This window comes from Nonomuraea pusilla (genome assembly GCF_900109355.1).
In the GTDB taxonomy this organism is placed as follows: domain Bacteria; phylum Actinomycetota; class Actinomycetes; order Streptosporangiales; family Streptosporangiaceae; genus Nonomuraea; species Nonomuraea pusilla.
The window spans coordinates 57806-72253 of sequence record NZ_FOBF01000010.1; the positions used below are offsets into that span (position 1 = coordinate 57806).

Consider the following 14448-nt stretch of genomic DNA (forward strand, 5'->3'; position numbering starts at 1 on the left):
GGGGCGAACGATGAGGCCGTGGCGCGCGCTGGGGTGGATCGCGATCATCGCGGTGATCCTCTACTGCCTGTACCTGGTCCGCACTGTGGCCATCTCGATCGTCATCGCCCTGTTCATCACGTCGTTGCTCATGCCCCCGGCCCGCTGGCTCAGGCGCCGGGGGCTCAGCCACGCGCTCGCCACGTCCCTCGTCTTCGCCGGCGGACTGCTGGTCGCCGCGGCCGTCATGGCGCTGGTCGTGCCCCCGACCGTCAACAGCGTGTCGGAGATGCACGCGAGCATCGGCAAGGTCGTCGACGACCTGCACGGGCTGGCCACCCGGCTCGGCATCGACGACCGGCAGCTCGCCCAGCAGGTCAGGGACTACCTGGCCAAGCAGGGCCAGAAGATCACCAGTGGGGCGCTGGCCGGGGTCAAGACCGTCGGCGAGATCGTCGTCGGGGCGGTGCTCGCCGTCATCCTGTCCATCTACTTCGTGCACGGCGGCGACCGGCTGTACCGCTGGCTCGTCGCCTTCGTGCCCGCCGCGTACCGGCCGCGCGCCCGCGCCACCGGCGCGCTCGTGCTCGGCGTGATCAGCCGCTACATCCGCGGCGTCGCCCTCGTCGGCCTGTTCGACGGCTTCTTCATCGGCGTCGCCCTGTGGATACTCGGCGTGCCGATCGCGCTGCCGCTGGCCGTGCTGACGTTCGTCGGCGCGTTCCTCCCGGTCGTGGGGGCGTTCATGGCAGGGCTGCTCGCCGCCGTCGTGGCGTTCGTGGCCAAGGGATGGCTGGTCGCGCTGATCGTCGTCGCCGTGACCGTGCTCGTCCAGCAGGTGGAGGGGCACGTCCTCGCGCCGCAGATCTACGGCAGGGCGCTCGACCTGCCCGGAGCCGTCATCCTGGTCGCCATCACCGTCGGCAGCGTGCTCATCGGCATCACCGGGGCGTTCCTCGCGGCCCCTGCGACCTCCGTCCTCGTCGCCCTGCTGCGGCACAAGGAGCAGGCCGCCTGACCGCTACCGCAGCGCGAGTTCGAGCTCCAGCTCGTGCCTGACCGGGCGTCCACCAGCTCGCCGCGCCCCAGCGCCATGACCGTGCAGCCGCCCCAGCTCCCCGTCAGCACCCTCGTCACCACCGGCAGGGCGCCCTTCCCGATGGGCCGCACCGCTTCGGCACGCCGGTGGACCGGCGTGCGGCGGGCTCAGCCGCTCTGGGCCCGCTGGTCCAGGACGTCGGCGATGCCCGCGAGGAAGGCGTCGACGTCGGCGATCAGGTAGCCGGCGCGTAACAGCACGGTCGAGAACCTGACCTCGCGCACCTCACCGCCCGACACCGGGTAGGAGGTGGTGCCGCGCAGCGTGGCGACGATCCGGTCCAGCAGCGCGTCGACCTCGTCCTCGTCGTAACCCGCGCCCATCCGCGCCGGCCGGAACGCCGCGCGCTCCACCCGGGCCGCCTGCGCCTCGAACCACTCCTCGCGCAGCAACTGCCCGGTCGGCTCCGCCATGGCCAGCCGCACGGGACGCCTGGCCTGCGTCTCCAGCGCCACCACGAAGGCCTCCAGCGCGAAGTCCACCGCCGTCTCCTGGTAGCCGCCGCGCCTGGCACGGAACGTCGCGTTGCGGACCTCGTCGGCCGTCACGGGCTCGACGTCGGACCGCCCTCTGCCCAAGGTCGACTCGATGCGTGCGATGAGGGTGTCGACGTCCACCGGGTCATAGCCTGAACGCATACCCATGACACGCGGAAAGCGGTTCAAGCGCACTCCTCTTGAGATGTGCTGGGGGATACCTCCATTGTGGGGCTCTTTATCCCGCCGATGCGACCGTACCTATAGCTTGCAGGGCTATGCGTCTCTCCCAGGTCTCCTTCCGCTACGGGCGGCGCGGCCCCACCGTCATCGGGGAAGCCGACGCGGGCCTCGCGCCGGGCGACGTGATCGAGCTGAGCGGGCCCAACGGCGCGGGCAAGTCCACCCTGCTGCGCCTGCTCGCCGGGCTGGCCGAACCGTCGGCGGGCGCGATCACCGGCCGTCCCGCCGTCGTCGGCTTCGCGCCGGACCGGTTCCCGACCGGCCAGCCGTTCACGGTCACCGCGTACCTGCGACACATGGCCCGCGTCCGCGGCGGCGCCCGCTGGGAGCCGTGGGCCGAACGTCTGGGCATGGAGCACCTGCTGCGCCTGCCGCTCGGCGAGCTGTCGAAGGGCAGCGCCCACAAGGTGGGGCTGGTGCAGGCGATCATGTCCGACCCCGGGCTGCTCGTGCTCGACGAGCCCTTCGCGGGGCTCGACACGGCCACCTCGGCCGCGCTGCCCGGCATCGCGGCCGAGGTGGCCGCGCGGGGCGGGGTGGTCGTCGCCTCCGACCACCAGGGCGGCCTGCGCGGCCTGCCCGGCCTGCGCCAGTGGTCGCTGGTGGACGGCCACCTCAAGGAAGGCGCCCCCGCCGGCGGGCACGTCACCGAGCGCGGCGCCGGGCAGGTCACCGTCGCCGTCACCCTGCCCGTCGAGGACCTGCCCGCCTTCCTCACCGGCATGCGGGAGCAGGGTTACCCCACCCGCGAGATCGAGGAGACCCCGTGATCGCCCTGGCCACCTTCCGCGTGGCCGCCTACGTCCGCTCGCACCGCGTCCACCAGGCGCTGCTCCTCATGCTGGCGCTGCTCGCCATCGTGTACGGCTCCCCGGCGCCCCTGGGCGAGGAGGTGGCCGTGGCCGCCGACGGAGCCGCGCTCACCGTCCCCGTGCTGGCCTGGGCCTCGCGCAGCCTCCTCGACACCGAACCCGACGGGCAGCGGGCCATGTCGGCCGTCCTCGTGGGCGGCCGGGTGCGCGAGATCGCGGCCGGGCTCATGGCGGCGTTCGCGGCCTGCCTCGTCCTCGCCGGGCTGGCCGCCTGCTGGGCGCTGCTGCTCGGCGCGAGCGCCCTGCCGGCCGGGGCCGCGCTCCCCTCGGTGCTCCTCCTGTACGTGCTCGGCGCGCTGACAGGCACCGTGCTCGGCGCGCTCACCAGCCGGGCGTCCGTCGCCTCCCCCGCACTGTCGATCATGGCGCTGGTGCTCGCCGTCATCGTGATGCTGCTGGTCAGCGCGTCCAGGGTGTACTGGCTCACGGTGCCGCTCCTGGCGTGGTCGCGTGCCGCCCACGACGGGCTGCTGCTCGACCGGCTGCCGTGGCTCGTGCTCCCGGCCCTGCTGTGGTGCGCGATCGGCATCCTGCTCTACGCGCGACGCCGTCTGCGGCGAGCCCAGTGAGCCGCCGCGGCCCGGCAGGCCCCTGCTACGTCACCGGTACGCCGCGCGCCTACTCGGCGGCGGCGAGCTGGCCGCAGGCGCCGTCGATCTCGCGGCCGCGCGTGTCGCGCACGGTCACGGGGACGCCGTGGAACTCCAGGCGCCGGACGAAGGCCCGCTCGTCCTCCGGGCGGGAGGCCGTCCACTTGGAGCCCGGCGTCGGGTTGAGCGGGATGAGGTTGACGTGCACGAGCTTGTTCTTGACCAGCTTGCCGAGCAGGTCGGCCCGCCACTCCTGGTCGTTGATGTCCTTGATCAGGGCGTACTCGATGGAGACGCGCCGCTTCGTCCTGGCCGCGTACGACCAGGCCGCGTCGAGGACCTCCGCCACCTTCCACCGGGTGTTGATCGGCACCAGGGTGTCGCGCAGCTCGTCGTCGGGCGCGTGCAGCGAGAGCGCGAGCGTGACCGGCAGCCCCTCGTCGGCGAGCTTGCCGATGGCGGGCACCAGCCCGACCGTCGAGACGGTGACGCCGCGCGCGGAGATGCCGAGGCCGTGCGGCGCCGGCTCCACCAGGCGGCGCACCGCGCCGATCACCTGCTTGTAGTTGGCGAGCGGCTCGCCCATGCCCATGAACACGACGTTGCTCACCCGGCCGGGGCCGCCCGGCACCTCGCCGGCCGCGAGCGCGCGCGCACCGGCGACCACCTGCTCGACGATCTCGGCCGTGGACATGTTGCGGGTCAGCCCCGCCTGCCCGGTGGCGCAGAACGGGCAGTTCATGCCGCATCCGGCCTGCGACGACACGCACATCGTCACCCGGTCGGGGTAACGCATGAGCACCGACTCGACCAGCGCGCCGTCGAACAGCCGCCACAGCGTCTTGCGCGTGGTGCCGCGGTCGGTGGTCAGCTCCTTGACCGGCGTCAGCAGCGACGGCAGCAGGGCCGACAGCTTCTCCCTGGACGCGGCCGGCAGGTCGGTCATGGCCGAGACGTCGGTGGTGAGCCGCTCGAAGTAGTGGCGGGAGAGCTGGTCGGCGCGGAACGCCTTCTCCCCCAGCTCGGTGACGGCGGCCCGGCGGTCGGCCATGGACAGGTCGGCCAGGTGCCGTGCGGGCTTGGCCCGGCGCGGCGCGACGAACGTGAGCTGGCCTGGCTGCTGTGACACGGTCCTGCCTTCGCTTGGAGAGTTACGACCAGGGTTAGTGAACGCCCGCGCGGGAGGCGGCATTCCTGCCGAGGACCCCTCGCCCCCGGTTCAGGGTGCGCCACGGGCTCGCCTCAGAGTCTCGGTCCAATCTACAGTCATCTCGTATGGCGATTTCCCGGTCGGCGTCCGGTGAGGGGGCGGCCGAGGTCGTCCTCACCGCCGGCAACCCGTACGGCAGCCGGACGCTCGTGGTCGAGCGCGACGAGGACGCCTCGGTGGCCTACCTGTGCTCGCCCGACGGCACCGTCCACGGCGCGTGCTGGCTCGCCAACCACCGTCCCGCCCCGGCGGTCGTGGACCTCGCCAGGGTGACGTCCAGCCTGCCCCCGATCATGCCGAGGGCCAACACGCTGCACCCGCAGGGCCGCCGCCACCTCGGCCAGCTCACCGCCCTGTGGTTCGAGGAGGGCGACGGCGTCGCGCTGTACGAGAACGACGACCTGCTGGCCGTCATCCCCGGCTGGGCCGACATGAGCAGGGGCATGCCCGGCTACGCCCGCGACGCCGTGGGCGAGTCGCCGTTCGCGTGGGCGCTCTCGGAGGCGCTCGAAGGGCTCGCCCCACGTATCGGGAACGCCAGATCCTACTGGCACTGGCGCTACAGCGAAGGCGCCTGGCCGTCGTTCCAGCAGTTCGCCATGGGCCACCTCGACCGCGTCCTCGGCCCGGCGGGACGGTACTGGGACGCCGGCGGCGACCGCCTTCCCACCGTGGGGATCACCGAGCGCCCGCCCCACGGCGGCCGCGGCTACACCGTGCTGTCGACCGTGGGCATGAGCTGCCAGCGGATGCCGACGATCGAGCAGTGGATCGAACAGCCGGGCGCGTACGCCAGGATCGAGCTGGCCGTCGCCACCCGCGACGACCCGCGCGACGCGGCGCTGCTGCTGGTGTGGCTGGCGCAGTACCCGTGGCACTCGGTGACCTGGCTGGGGCACGGGCACACGGCCAAGTGGTACCACGAGCCCGAGACGTTCCCGCTCGGCCCGCAGTACTCGGGGGTGCTCATGCAGGCCAACCCCCCCGACATGCCGAACATGTCCGGCTTCGCCTTCGCGGGTGAGGCGGTCCGCTGGCTCTGGCTCACCCCGGTCACCAGCGAGGCGCTGGAGGACCAGCGGCACTGACGCCCCGCCCCGGCGGCGCGCACCCGGCGGCGTCGGCCGGAAGCACACCCGCCCTTGGGAGGACAGCCCGCGGTCACCAGGACAGCGGCCCTCGGTACGGCGTCGCGGCGGAGGCGCGGCGTCCCGTCAGAAGAACAGGGTCATCAGGATCCAGACCGGCACCAGCGTCGTGACCAGCGAGTCGAGCCGGTCCATCAGGCCGCCGTGCCCCGGCAGGATGCTCCCGAGATCCTTGATCCCGAGATCACGCTTGATCATCGACTCGATGAGGTCGCCCACCGTGGCCAGCAGCGCCGCCAGCGCGCCGATCACCGCCCCCTGCCAGAGCTCGCCGTGCAGCAGCCACGACACCAGCCACGCCCCGACCGCGACGCACGCCACGACCGACCCGGCGAAGCCCTCCCAGGTCTTCTTCGGGCTGATCGCCGTCATCTTGTGCCGCCCGAACAGCACCCCGGCGGCGTACCCGCCGATGTCGCTGGCCACCGTCACCGCGATGAAGATCAGAACTCGGTGGTCGCCGTCCTCGGGACGCAGCAGCAGCGCCGCGAACGCCGCCAGCATCGGCGGGTAGAACAGCGTGAACACCGACGCCGTCCCGTCACGCACGAAACCGTCGGTGCCGTCGCTGAACATCCGCCAGACCAGCAGCACGAACGCGAACACCGCGAACGAGGCCACCAGCCACACGGCCCCGCCCCAGTACGCCGCGGCCTGCATCACCACCAGTCCGGCCAGGACCGGCGCCGCCGGCACCTTGATGCCACGCGTGCCGAACGCCTTGACCAGCTCAAGCGTGCCCACGCCCACCGCGGCCACGAGCACCAGGAGGAACAGCTCCTTGATCGTGTACAGGGTGACCAGGACCAGCGCGCCCAGCCCCGCGCCCACCGCGATGGCCGCGGGCAGGTTCCTGCCGGTACGGCCGCCGCCGCTCGGGCTGGTGCCAGCCGTACGATCTTCCACAGAGTCTCTCCATGTGCACGGCCCCCGCCTCACCGGCGAGGGCCGTAGGTGCAAGAGCCGCAAGCCCGGCGGCCCGCCGGGGATGCGCGCCGTCACCCGCGGCGAGCCGCCGAGAGCGGCGTGCCCCAGGTGCGCCGGCCGCACCTGCGGCGGCCCGCAGGACGCGGTCCGCCGGCGGCGCGCCGCTCAGACTTCGAGCAGCTCGGCTTCCTTGTGCTTCAGCAGCTCGTCGATCTTGGCGACGTGCTTCTGCGTGATGTCGTCGAGCTCCTTCTCGGCCCGGCGCACCTCGTCCTCGCCCGCCTCGCCGTCCTTGACCATCTTGTCGAGGACCTCCTTGGCGGAGCGGCGGATGTTGCGCACGGACACCTTCGCGTGCTCGCCCTTGTTCCTGGCGACCCTGATGTACTCCTTGCGGCGCTCCTCCGACAGCTCGGGGAACGACACGCGGATCACCTGGCCGTCGTTACTGGGGTTCACGCCGAGGTCGGAGTCGCGGATGGCCTTCTCGATCGCCCCCATCGAGCCCTTGTCGTACGGCTGGATGAGCACCATGCGGGCCTCGGGCACGTGGAACGAGGCCAACTGCTGGATCGGCGTCGGCGAACCGTAGTACTCGGCATTGATCTTGTTGAACATCGAGGGGGTGACTCTGCCCGTCCGGATGGTCGCGAAGTCCTCCTTCGCGACGGAGACGGCCTTGTCCATCTTCTCCTCGGCTTCGAGGAGGGTTTCGTCGATCACAGCGGCTCCCTGTCTTCTGGCTGGCGGTGCGGGCTCGCTCCCTATTTGCCTGCGGGGCTCACCAGCGTGCCGATTTTCTCACCGCGGACCGCTCGCAGGATGTTGCCCTCGCCCATCAGGTCGAAGACCACGATGGGCAGATCGTTGTCCTTGCACAGGCTGATCGCGGTGGCGTCCATGACCGCGAGGTCACGGATGAGCACCTCTCCGTAGTCGAGGTGGTCGAACCTGACCGCGTCCGGGTTCTTGCGCGGATCGGAGTCGTAGATGCCGTCGACCTGCGTGCCCTTGAGCAGCGCCTCCGCGCCGATCTCCAACGCGCGCTGGGACGCCGCGGTGTCGGTGGAGAAGAACGGCGAGCCGAGCCCGGCGCCGAAGATGACCACGCGCCCCTTCTCCAGGTGGCGGATCGCCCGGCGCGGCAGGAAGGGCTCGGCGACCTGCTGCATGGTGATGGCCGTCTGCACCCGCGTCTCGACGCCGCGGCGCTCCAGGAAGTCCTGCAGCGCCAGGCAGTTGATCACGGTGCCGAGCATGCCCATGTAGTCGGCCCTGGTGCGGTCGATGCCCCCCTGCGACAGGGTGGCGCCGCGGAACATGTTGCCTCCGCCGACCACGACGGCGACCTGCACGCCTTCGCGTACGGCCTCGGCGATCGAGTCGGCCAGATGGTCGACGACGACCGGGTCGATGCCCAGGTCGGCGCCCCCGGCGAACGCCTCGCCCGACAGCTTCAGCATCACCCGCTTCCAACGGAGCGGGTTCGGAGACGAGGAAGCCGCCGTCCGTGTGGATTCGTGGGCTGACTCCCGGTGGTCCTGCACGGCGGCGGCCTCCTTCAATCGGTGGTTCGTTCGGCTGAGGGCTCGGTCAAGCCTAAGCCTGGCCGACCTTGAAGCGGACGAACGAGAGCACCTCGACGCCGTTCTCAGCGGCGTACTTGCCCACGCTCTTCTTGTTGTCCTTGACGAACGCCTGCTGGACCAGGGTGAAGTCCTTGTACCAGCCGTTCACGCGGCCCTCGACGATCTTGCCGATGGCGGCCTCGGGCTTGCCCTCCTCGCGGGTCATCTCCTCGAAGAGCTTGCGCTCCTTCTCGACGACCTCGGCGGGGACGGCCTCCGGCTTGAGGTACTGCGGGGCCATCGCGGCGGCGTGCTGCGCGATGTCCTTGGCGACCTCGGCGTTCGGCTTGTCGAGCTGCACGAGCACGCCCACCGCCGGCGGCAGGGCCGGGTCGGTGCGGTGCATGTACGAGCCGATGTAGCCGCCCTCGAGCACGGCGAAGCGGCGGATCTCGATCTTCTCGCCCAGCGCGGCGTTGGCGGTGTCGAGGTGCTCCTTGACGGTCTTGCCGTCGAAGGAGGACTCGAGCAGCGCGGCCACGTCGGCCGGCTTGGTGGCCAGGACGTGCGCGACGACCTGGGAGGCGAGCTCCTGGAAGCGCTCGCCCTTGGCGACGAAGTCGGTCTCGCAGTTGAGCTCGAGCAGCGCGGCGGAGGAGTCGCCGTCCTGCTGCAGCGCCACGAGGCCGTTGGACGCGGTGCGCGCCTCGCGCTTGCCGACGTCCTTGGCGCCCTTGAGGCGGAGGAGCTCGATGGCGCGGTCGAAGTCGCCCTCGGACTCCTCGAGCGCCTTCTTGCAGTCCATCATGCCGGCAGCGGTGATCTCGCGAAGCCGCTTGACATCGGCCATGTTCACGGAAGCCATTGCTCTTTTTCCTTGTGGGATGTCGTCGTCGTTGGTCGGGCGGGCGCCGGTGCTGCCGTCGTCCGCCTGGGTGGGTACGGCAGGCGCGTGCCGTACGGGAACCTCGCCCGAAGCCTGGTCCGAGGTGCGGCCCGGACCCGACCGGCGACCGCCGGGGAGCCCAGCCGGGGCCGCGGCGGCCGGCTCGGCCACCTGCACCCGGCCCGGCGGCCCCTTACGGTGTCCACCTCGTCCGGCGCGGCCGGTGCGCCCCGGGCCGGCGGATCGCCGGCCCGGGGCGGCCGCCTCGCTCGGCGTCTCACGTCGCCGTGCTCACCCCGAGCGTTGTTCTGTCAAACGCGCTCGCCGTGCCGTCAGGCCTGCTGCTCGCCCTCGGCGGCGGCCTCAGCCGGCGCAGCCTCAGCCTCAGCCTCAGCCGGCGCGGCCTCAACCTCAGCCGGCGCGGCCTCGACCGGCGCGGCCTCGGCGGTCTCGGCGGACGCCTGCTCGCCGGCGCCCTGCTCGATGAGCTCGCGCTCCCACTCGGCCAGCGGCTCGGCGGCGGCCGGCTTCTCGTCACCGCGGGCCGCGCCGGAGCGGGCCATCAGACCGGCGGCGACGCCGTCGGCCACGACCCTCGTCAGCAGGCCGACGGCGCGGATCGCGTCGTCGTTGCCCGGGATCGGGTAGTCGACCTCGTCGGGGTCGCAGTTGGTGTCGAGGATCGCGACGACAGGGATGCCGAGCTTCTTGGCCTCGCTGATCGCGATGTGCTCCTTCTTGGTGTCGACGACCCACACCGCGCTCGGAACCCGGCCCATGTCACGGATGCCGCCGAGCGTGCGCTCGAGCTTGTCCTTCTCGCGGCGCCGCATGAGGAGCTCCTTCTTGGTGAGCCCCGAGCCGGCGACGTTGTCGAAGTCGAGCTCCTCGAGCTCCTTCAGCCGCTGAAGCCTCTTGTGCACGGTGGAGAAGTTGGTGAGCATGCCGCCCAGCCAGCGCTGGTTGACGTACGGCATCCCCACGCGGGCGGCCTGCTCGGCGATGGCCTCCTGGGCCTGCTTCTTCGTGCCGATGAACAGGATCGTGCCGCCGTGGGCGACCGTCTCCTTGACGAAGTCGTAGGCGCGGTCGATGTACGACAGCGACTTCTGCAGGTCGATGATGTAGATGCCGTTGCGCTCGGTGAAGATGAAGCGCTTCATCTTCGGGTTCCACCGGCGGGTCTGGTGACCGAAGTGAACGCCGCTCTCGAGCAGCTGTCGCATGGTGACGACGGGGGCCATGTGATGGTCCTCCAGGTCTGGCGCCCCGCGGTGCGGGGCGCGGTTCTCGGTTGTGCCGCGGCAGCGCGTCGTCTGCCGCCCCTGATGCCCCGAAACCGCTCCAGCCGGGCCCGAGGACCCGGACCGACGGAGCGATCCGCGATGGGGCATGCGAAGTCGGCCTGCTGTCACAGGCCACCGAAAAGTCTACCTCCCACGCCACCCCCGGCTGACCGCCGGAGGTCGACGTCCGCGCCCGTCGCGGGGAACCACGGGCCCGCGGCGGGCCGCGGACCACCGCCCAAGCGCCGCCGCCTCACCAGCCAGAGAGCCCCCTGAGGCTGGACGCGCCCGGGGTCCCGCGGGACCGAGAACCCGACAAGCCCCGCAGCCAGGCCACGCCCGAGACCCGCAGCCCAACGAAACCGCCGGCCCGCACGCCCCTCCAGCCCGACCACCCCCGGGACCCGCAGCCCAGCAGGACCGCCGGCCCGACACACCCTTCAGCCTGGCCACGCCCGAGACCCGCAGCCCAGCAGGACCGCCGGCCCGACACGCCCTTCAGCCTGGCCGCGCCCGGGACCGGTAGCCCGGCACGCCCTTCAGCTCAGCCCCAGGTCCCTGCGGGACCGCCGGCCCCGACACGGCCCTTCAGCCTGGCCGCCCGCCGCCTCCGCAGTCGCGCAGGAGCGGAGACGACGGCAGGACCGCCGACCTGGCCCCGGCAGCCCCACGGAGGCCGGGAGCGCGGCAAGACCATCAACCTGACCACCCCTGGCCTCGGCAGTCCCACGGAGGCCAGGGGCACGGCAGGACCATCAACCTGACCGCCCCGGCCCCCGGTCACGCCAGGAGCCGGGAGCACGGCGTGTCCCCTCAGCCTGGGCTCACGGCCGGGTGGCCGTGGTCCTCCGTGGGCAGGCCTGGCACCGGTCGGGCCGCCACGGGGAAGAGGTTGACCTGCACCTCGGCGATCCGCGCGCCGCTCGGCGCGTCCTCCTCCGGCCGCCGCCTGGCCACGTACGGCTGCAACAGCTCGTCGATCTGGTCGGCCAGCCGTGCGAGCTCGGCCGCGTCGGCCCTGATCCTCACCCGCTGGAAGCGGGTGGCCTCACGCCACTCCTCCGGCTCCTGGTCCAGGGCGGACAGCGCGCGCTCGACCTCCTCGTTCGCGATCCTGCGCAGGGCCGCGATCAGGGCCACCTTCGCGTCACGCACCTCGGGCCCGTCGTCCGGCTCGACGCCGACGGCGAACGCCACCGGCCGCCACAGGCGCTCCCGCCCGTCGCCGCGCGGGGGCGCGTCCTCGACGAAGCCGTACTTGGCGAGCATCCGCAGGTGGTAGCTCGCCGCGCTGGGCGTGATGCCCGCGCTCTCGGCCACCTCGGTCGCGGTGGCGCTGCCCTGGACGCCGAGCCTGTTGAGTATCGCCAGGCGCGCGGGATGGGCGAGGGCCCTCATGGCCTTGGGATCGCTCAGCCCCTCACTGTCCCGTGTCATGCGCCCACCGTACCCGGCCGGTCGCGGAGGATCGCCGATATGTGAAGGATTGCCTTCACGACTCTGAAGGATTACCTTCATAACTTATGAAGCGTTCCCTTCACATCTCGCCGGAGGACGCGGACACCGCCGCGCCGGCGCCGCCCCCGCCCCTGCGCAGGCAGCGCGACTACCGCCTGCTCTGGACCGCGCGAACCATCTCCGTGACCGGCTCCGAAGTGTCCAAGCTGGCCGTCCCCCTGACCGCCGTGACCCTGCTGACGGCGTCCCCCTTCGAGATGGGCCTGCTGACCGCCGCCGCCTCGATCCCCGCCCTGCTGCTCGGCCTGCAGGCAGGAGCCGTCGCCGACCGCCTCACCCGGCACCGGCCCCTGATGATCGGCTGCGAGCTGGTCTCCTGCGCGGCCGCCGCCACCGTCCCGCTCGCCTGGCTGCTCGGCGTACTCACCGTTCCGTGGCTCGTCGCCGTCGCCCTGGTGATCGGCGCCGCCGGAGTGCTCTTCCGCGCCGCGAACTTCCCCCACATCGCCGCCGTCGTCCACCCCGACCAGCGCACGGAGGCCATGGCGGGCTTCCACGCCTCGTACTCCGTCGCCTCCGTCGGCGGGCCCGGCCTCGCCGGCCTGCTCGTCCAGGTGCTCACCGCGCCCCTGGCCGTGCTCGCGGAGGCCCTGACCTTCCTCGCCTCCGCCCTCCTCCTCCGCTCCATCCGCACCGAGGAACGCCACGAACCCGCCGCCTCACGCGGCATCCGGCGGGACGTGGCCGAGGGGCTGCGCATCACCGTCACCAACCGCACCCTGCGCGCCCTGCTCGGAGCAGGCGTCACCATCAACTTCTTCGCCATGGCGTACACCGCCGTCTCCATGCTCTACATGGTCAACACCCTCGGCATCCCGAAGGGGCTCATCGGCGTGCTGATCGCGCTCAGCGGGCTGGGAGGCATCGCCGGCGCCTGGCTCACCGCCCGGCTGTCCAAGCGGTACGGCGAGAACCGGGTCCTGCTCGCCTCCGTCCTGTTCTTCCCCATCGAGATCCTGGCCGTGGGCCTGCTCACCGGTCCACTGTGGTGGAAACTCGCCGTCCTCGCCGTGACCGGGACCATCACCGGCGGCATCGTCGTCGCCTTCGCCACCTGCATGGGCGCGATCATGTTCATCGAGACGGCGCCCGAGCTGCGCGGCCGGGTGAACGCGACCACCACGTTCGCCGTCCAGGGGGTCCTGGCGCTGGGCGGGCTCGCGGGCGGCGCGCTCGCGGAACTCGTCGGCCTGCGCCCCGTCGTCCTCCTCTCGGCAGCCGGCATCGCCCTGAGCACCATCTGGATCTGGACGTCCCCGCTACGCCCCCGCCCCTCCCGCCCTTCCACGAGCCTCCCGCCCCGCACCACCTGGGAAAACCCCCACCCCAAACGCCAACCCCTGGTCTGAACAAGAACCCCCACCCACCTCCATCACCCACGGGAAGCTTCCAGGCCCTCTCTCGACCAGCCACCCCAACGCCCAGACCGTTCCCCCGACCAGCCAGCCAGACGCCCAGACCATCCCCCGACCAGTCAGCCGAAACGCTCAGGCCCGTCTCCCGACCAGTCAGCCCAAACGCTCAGGCCCGTCCCCCGACCGGCCAGCCCAAGAACCCACAGCCGCTTCCTCCCCCGGCCACCAGAGGCCCGGCCTCTTCCGCCGCCAGGCGCACACGCCCGCAGGTCACACAGCCGGTTTTCCACAGAACCGGATTCGCCCACCCGCGGCGCCCGCAGCGCCCACCACACTCCGTCCTCATGCTCACCCGCCCACCGACGCCACCGCCCGTCCCCGTAGACAGCGTCGGGCCCCTGCCGTCCACACCCCCCACCGTGCCGCCCCGGTGGCGCGCCCTCCGGCCACCACGACACCGCCACCACCCCACCCGGCCACGCCACACCCTGCCCCTGATCGCCCTCGCGCTCCTCATTCCCCTGCACGTCCTCACCCCTCCCGCCCAGGCCGCCCCGCCCCCTTGGCGCTGGCCCCTGGACGGCCACCCCCAGGTCCTGCGGCGCTTCGCCCCGCCCCCGGCCCCCTGGCTCTCCGGCCACCGGGGCGTCGATCTCGCCGCTCCCACCGGCACACCGGTCCTCGCCGCAGGCCCAGGCACCGTCAGCCACGCGGGGCCGGTGGCAGGCACGGGCGTGGTGAGCATCAAGCACGCCGACGACCTGCGCACCACCTACCTCCCGCTCACCCCGTCGGTACGCGAGGGTCAGCCCGTCGCCGCCGGCGACCGCATCGGCACCGTCGCCGAACCGACCGGCCACTGCCAGACGTCGTGCCTCCACTGGGGCCTGCTCGACGGCCCGGACTACGCGAACCCCCTCATGCTCCTGGCCCACGGCGACGTCCGCCTGCTGCCGTACTGGTCCTCACCGCTGGAGCAGGCGCCCCCGGCCCCCGACCGCTCCCAGCCGCCCCCGCACGCTCGCCCAAGGGACTCCCCACAGTCCCTCTCCGCCTCCCAGCAAGGGCCTCGGGGCAGGCACCTCCCGTCGCTCACCCTCTCCGCCGCGACCTCCGCGGCTCCCGCGATCGGCGCGGGAGCCCTGATCGCCGCAGCCCTCCTGCTCGCCGCCCTCCGACGCCGCCGCCCGAGGGGCGGACACCACCACACCGACTCAGAACGCCTCACCTCGGCCTCCGGACGCCACCGCCGAGGGGTACGCCGACGGACGCCGAAGCCTTGACGCCCACA

The 14448-nt window shown here is 72.3% G+C and carries 14 protein-coding genes; 6 read left to right on the forward strand and 8 right to left on the reverse strand.

What is annotated here, in order from left to right; translation table 11 throughout:
• Window positions 1-10: 10 nt before the first annotated feature.
• Window positions 11-997 carry an AI-2E family transporter gene (locus BMX74_RS21465; protein ID WP_091102378.1) on the forward strand — a complete coding sequence of 329 codons (987 nt, stop codon included), beginning with the start codon at window positions 11-13 and terminating at the stop codon, window positions 995-997.
• 188 nt (window positions 998-1185) lie between these two features.
• Here BMX74_RS21465 and BMX74_RS21470 read toward each other — a convergent pair whose 3' ends face one another.
• A complete protein-coding gene (locus tag BMX74_RS21470) occupies window positions 1186-1716 on the reverse strand; it encodes a DivIVA domain-containing protein (protein WP_055507294.1) in 531 nt (176 codons plus the stop codon).
• A 116-nt stretch (window positions 1717-1832) separates the two neighbouring features.
• On the opposite strand from BMX74_RS21470, the gene BMX74_RS21475 reads away from it, so the two are divergent.
• Both BMX74_RS21475 and BMX74_RS44255 read left to right on the forward strand, forming a co-directional pair.
• A complete protein-coding gene (locus BMX74_RS21475; RefSeq protein ID WP_091102380.1) occupies window positions 1833-2567 on the forward strand; it encodes an ABC transporter ATP-binding protein in 735 nt (244 codons plus the stop codon).
• Window positions 2564-3238, forward strand: a complete 675-nt coding sequence (locus tag BMX74_RS44255) for a hypothetical protein (RefSeq protein ID WP_091102383.1) — start codon at window positions 2564-2566, stop codon at window positions 3236-3238. The genes BMX74_RS21475 and BMX74_RS44255 overlap by 4 nt, the downstream gene beginning before the upstream one ends.
• Window positions 3239-3287: 49 nt before the next feature.
• Here BMX74_RS44255 and rlmN read toward each other — a convergent pair whose 3' ends face one another.
• Window positions 3288-4388 (reverse strand): dual-specificity RNA methyltransferase RlmN, encoded by a 1101-nt coding sequence (rlmN, locus tag BMX74_RS21485; RefSeq protein ID WP_055507287.1) that lies wholly within the window; start codon window positions 4386-4388, stop codon window positions 3288-3290.
• 146 nt (window positions 4389-4534) lie between these two features.
• Here rlmN and BMX74_RS21490 point away from each other — a divergent pair, with 146 nt between their 5' ends.
• On the forward strand, window positions 4535-5557 hold the full coding sequence (locus BMX74_RS21490; RefSeq protein ID WP_091102386.1) for a suppressor of fused domain protein: 1023 nt from the start codon (window positions 4535-4537) through the stop codon (window positions 5555-5557).
• A 126-nt stretch (window positions 5558-5683) separates the two neighbouring features.
• Here BMX74_RS21490 and BMX74_RS21495 read toward each other — a convergent pair whose 3' ends face one another.
• The 6 genes from BMX74_RS21495 to BMX74_RS21520 all read right to left on the reverse strand — a co-directional run bounded on the left by BMX74_RS21495 (window position 5684) and on the right by BMX74_RS21520 (window position 11721).
• Window positions 5684-6523 carry a phosphatidate cytidylyltransferase gene (locus BMX74_RS21495; protein WP_055507283.1) on the reverse strand — a complete coding sequence of 280 codons (840 nt, stop codon included), beginning with the start codon at window positions 6521-6523 and terminating at the stop codon, window positions 5684-5686.
• A 186-nt stretch (window positions 6524-6709) separates the two neighbouring features.
• Window positions 6710-7267, reverse strand: a complete 558-nt coding sequence (gene frr / locus BMX74_RS21500; protein ID WP_055507281.1) for a ribosome recycling factor — start codon at window positions 7265-7267, stop codon at window positions 6710-6712.
• A gap of 41 nt (window positions 7268-7308) precedes the next feature.
• Window positions 7309-8007, reverse strand: coding sequence for a UMP kinase (gene pyrH / locus BMX74_RS21505; protein ID WP_055507278.1), 699 nt, complete (start codon window positions 8005-8007; stop codon window positions 7309-7311).
• Between the two features lie 136 nt (window positions 8008-8143).
• Window positions 8144-8977, reverse strand: coding sequence for a translation elongation factor Ts (tsf, locus tag BMX74_RS21510; RefSeq protein WP_055507276.1), 834 nt, complete (start codon window positions 8975-8977; stop codon window positions 8144-8146).
• 353 nt (window positions 8978-9330) lie between these two features.
• The gene (gene rpsB, locus BMX74_RS21515; protein ID WP_091102388.1) at window positions 9331-10242 is read right to left on the reverse strand and encodes a 30S ribosomal protein S2; all 912 of its coding nucleotides are present in this window, start codon (window positions 10240-10242) and stop codon (window positions 9331-9333) included.
• A gap of 855 nt (window positions 10243-11097) precedes the next feature.
• A complete protein-coding gene (locus BMX74_RS21520; RefSeq protein ID WP_091102391.1) occupies window positions 11098-11721 on the reverse strand; it encodes a helix-turn-helix domain-containing protein in 624 nt (207 codons plus the stop codon).
• Between the two features lie 86 nt (window positions 11722-11807).
• On the opposite strand from BMX74_RS21520, the gene BMX74_RS21525 reads away from it, so the two are divergent.
• Window positions 11808-13151, forward strand: a complete 1344-nt coding sequence (locus BMX74_RS21525; RefSeq protein ID WP_091102393.1) for an MFS transporter — start codon at window positions 11808-11810, stop codon at window positions 13149-13151.
• A 350-nt stretch (window positions 13152-13501) separates the two neighbouring features.
• Complete coding sequence (locus BMX74_RS21530; protein WP_091102397.1) at window positions 13502-14440, forward strand: M23 family metallopeptidase; 939 nt, start codon at window positions 13502-13504, stop codon at window positions 14438-14440.
• Window positions 14441-14448: the final 8 nt, after the last annotated feature.

Excerpts from the sequence above, each read along its gene's own strand:
- BMX74_RS21465 (WP_091102378.1), top strand. The coding sequence starts at position 11 with ATGAGGCCGTGGCGCGCGCTGGGGTGGATCGCGATCATCGCGGTGATC.
- BMX74_RS21470 (WP_055507294.1), bottom strand. The coding sequence starts at position 1,716 with ATGCGTTCAGGCTATGACCCGGTGGACGTCGACACCCTCATCGCACGC.
- BMX74_RS21475 (WP_091102380.1), top strand. The coding sequence starts at position 1,833 with ATGCGTCTCTCCCAGGTCTCCTTCCGCTACGGGCGGCGCGGCCCCACC.
- BMX74_RS21490 (WP_091102386.1), top strand. The coding sequence starts at position 4,535 with ATGGCGATTTCCCGGTCGGCGTCCGGTGAGGGGGCGGCCGAGGTCGTC.
- pyrH (WP_055507278.1), bottom strand. The coding sequence starts at position 8,007 with ATGCTGAAGCTGTCGGGCGAGGCGTTCGCCGGGGGCGCCGACCTGGGC.
- tsf (WP_055507276.1), bottom strand. The coding sequence starts at position 8,977 with ATGGCTTCCGTGAACATGGCCGATGTCAAGCGGCTTCGCGAGATCACC.
- rpsB (WP_091102388.1), bottom strand. The coding sequence starts at position 10,242 with ATGGCCCCCGTCGTCACCATGCGACAGCTGCTCGAGAGCGGCGTTCAC.
- BMX74_RS21520 (WP_091102391.1), bottom strand. The coding sequence starts at position 11,721 with ATGACACGGGACAGTGAGGGGCTGAGCGATCCCAAGGCCATGAGGGCC.
- BMX74_RS21525 (WP_091102393.1), top strand. The coding sequence starts at position 11,808 with ATGAAGCGTTCCCTTCACATCTCGCCGGAGGACGCGGACACCGCCGCG.
- BMX74_RS21530 (WP_091102397.1), top strand. The coding sequence starts at position 13,502 with ATGCTCACCCGCCCACCGACGCCACCGCCCGTCCCCGTAGACAGCGTC.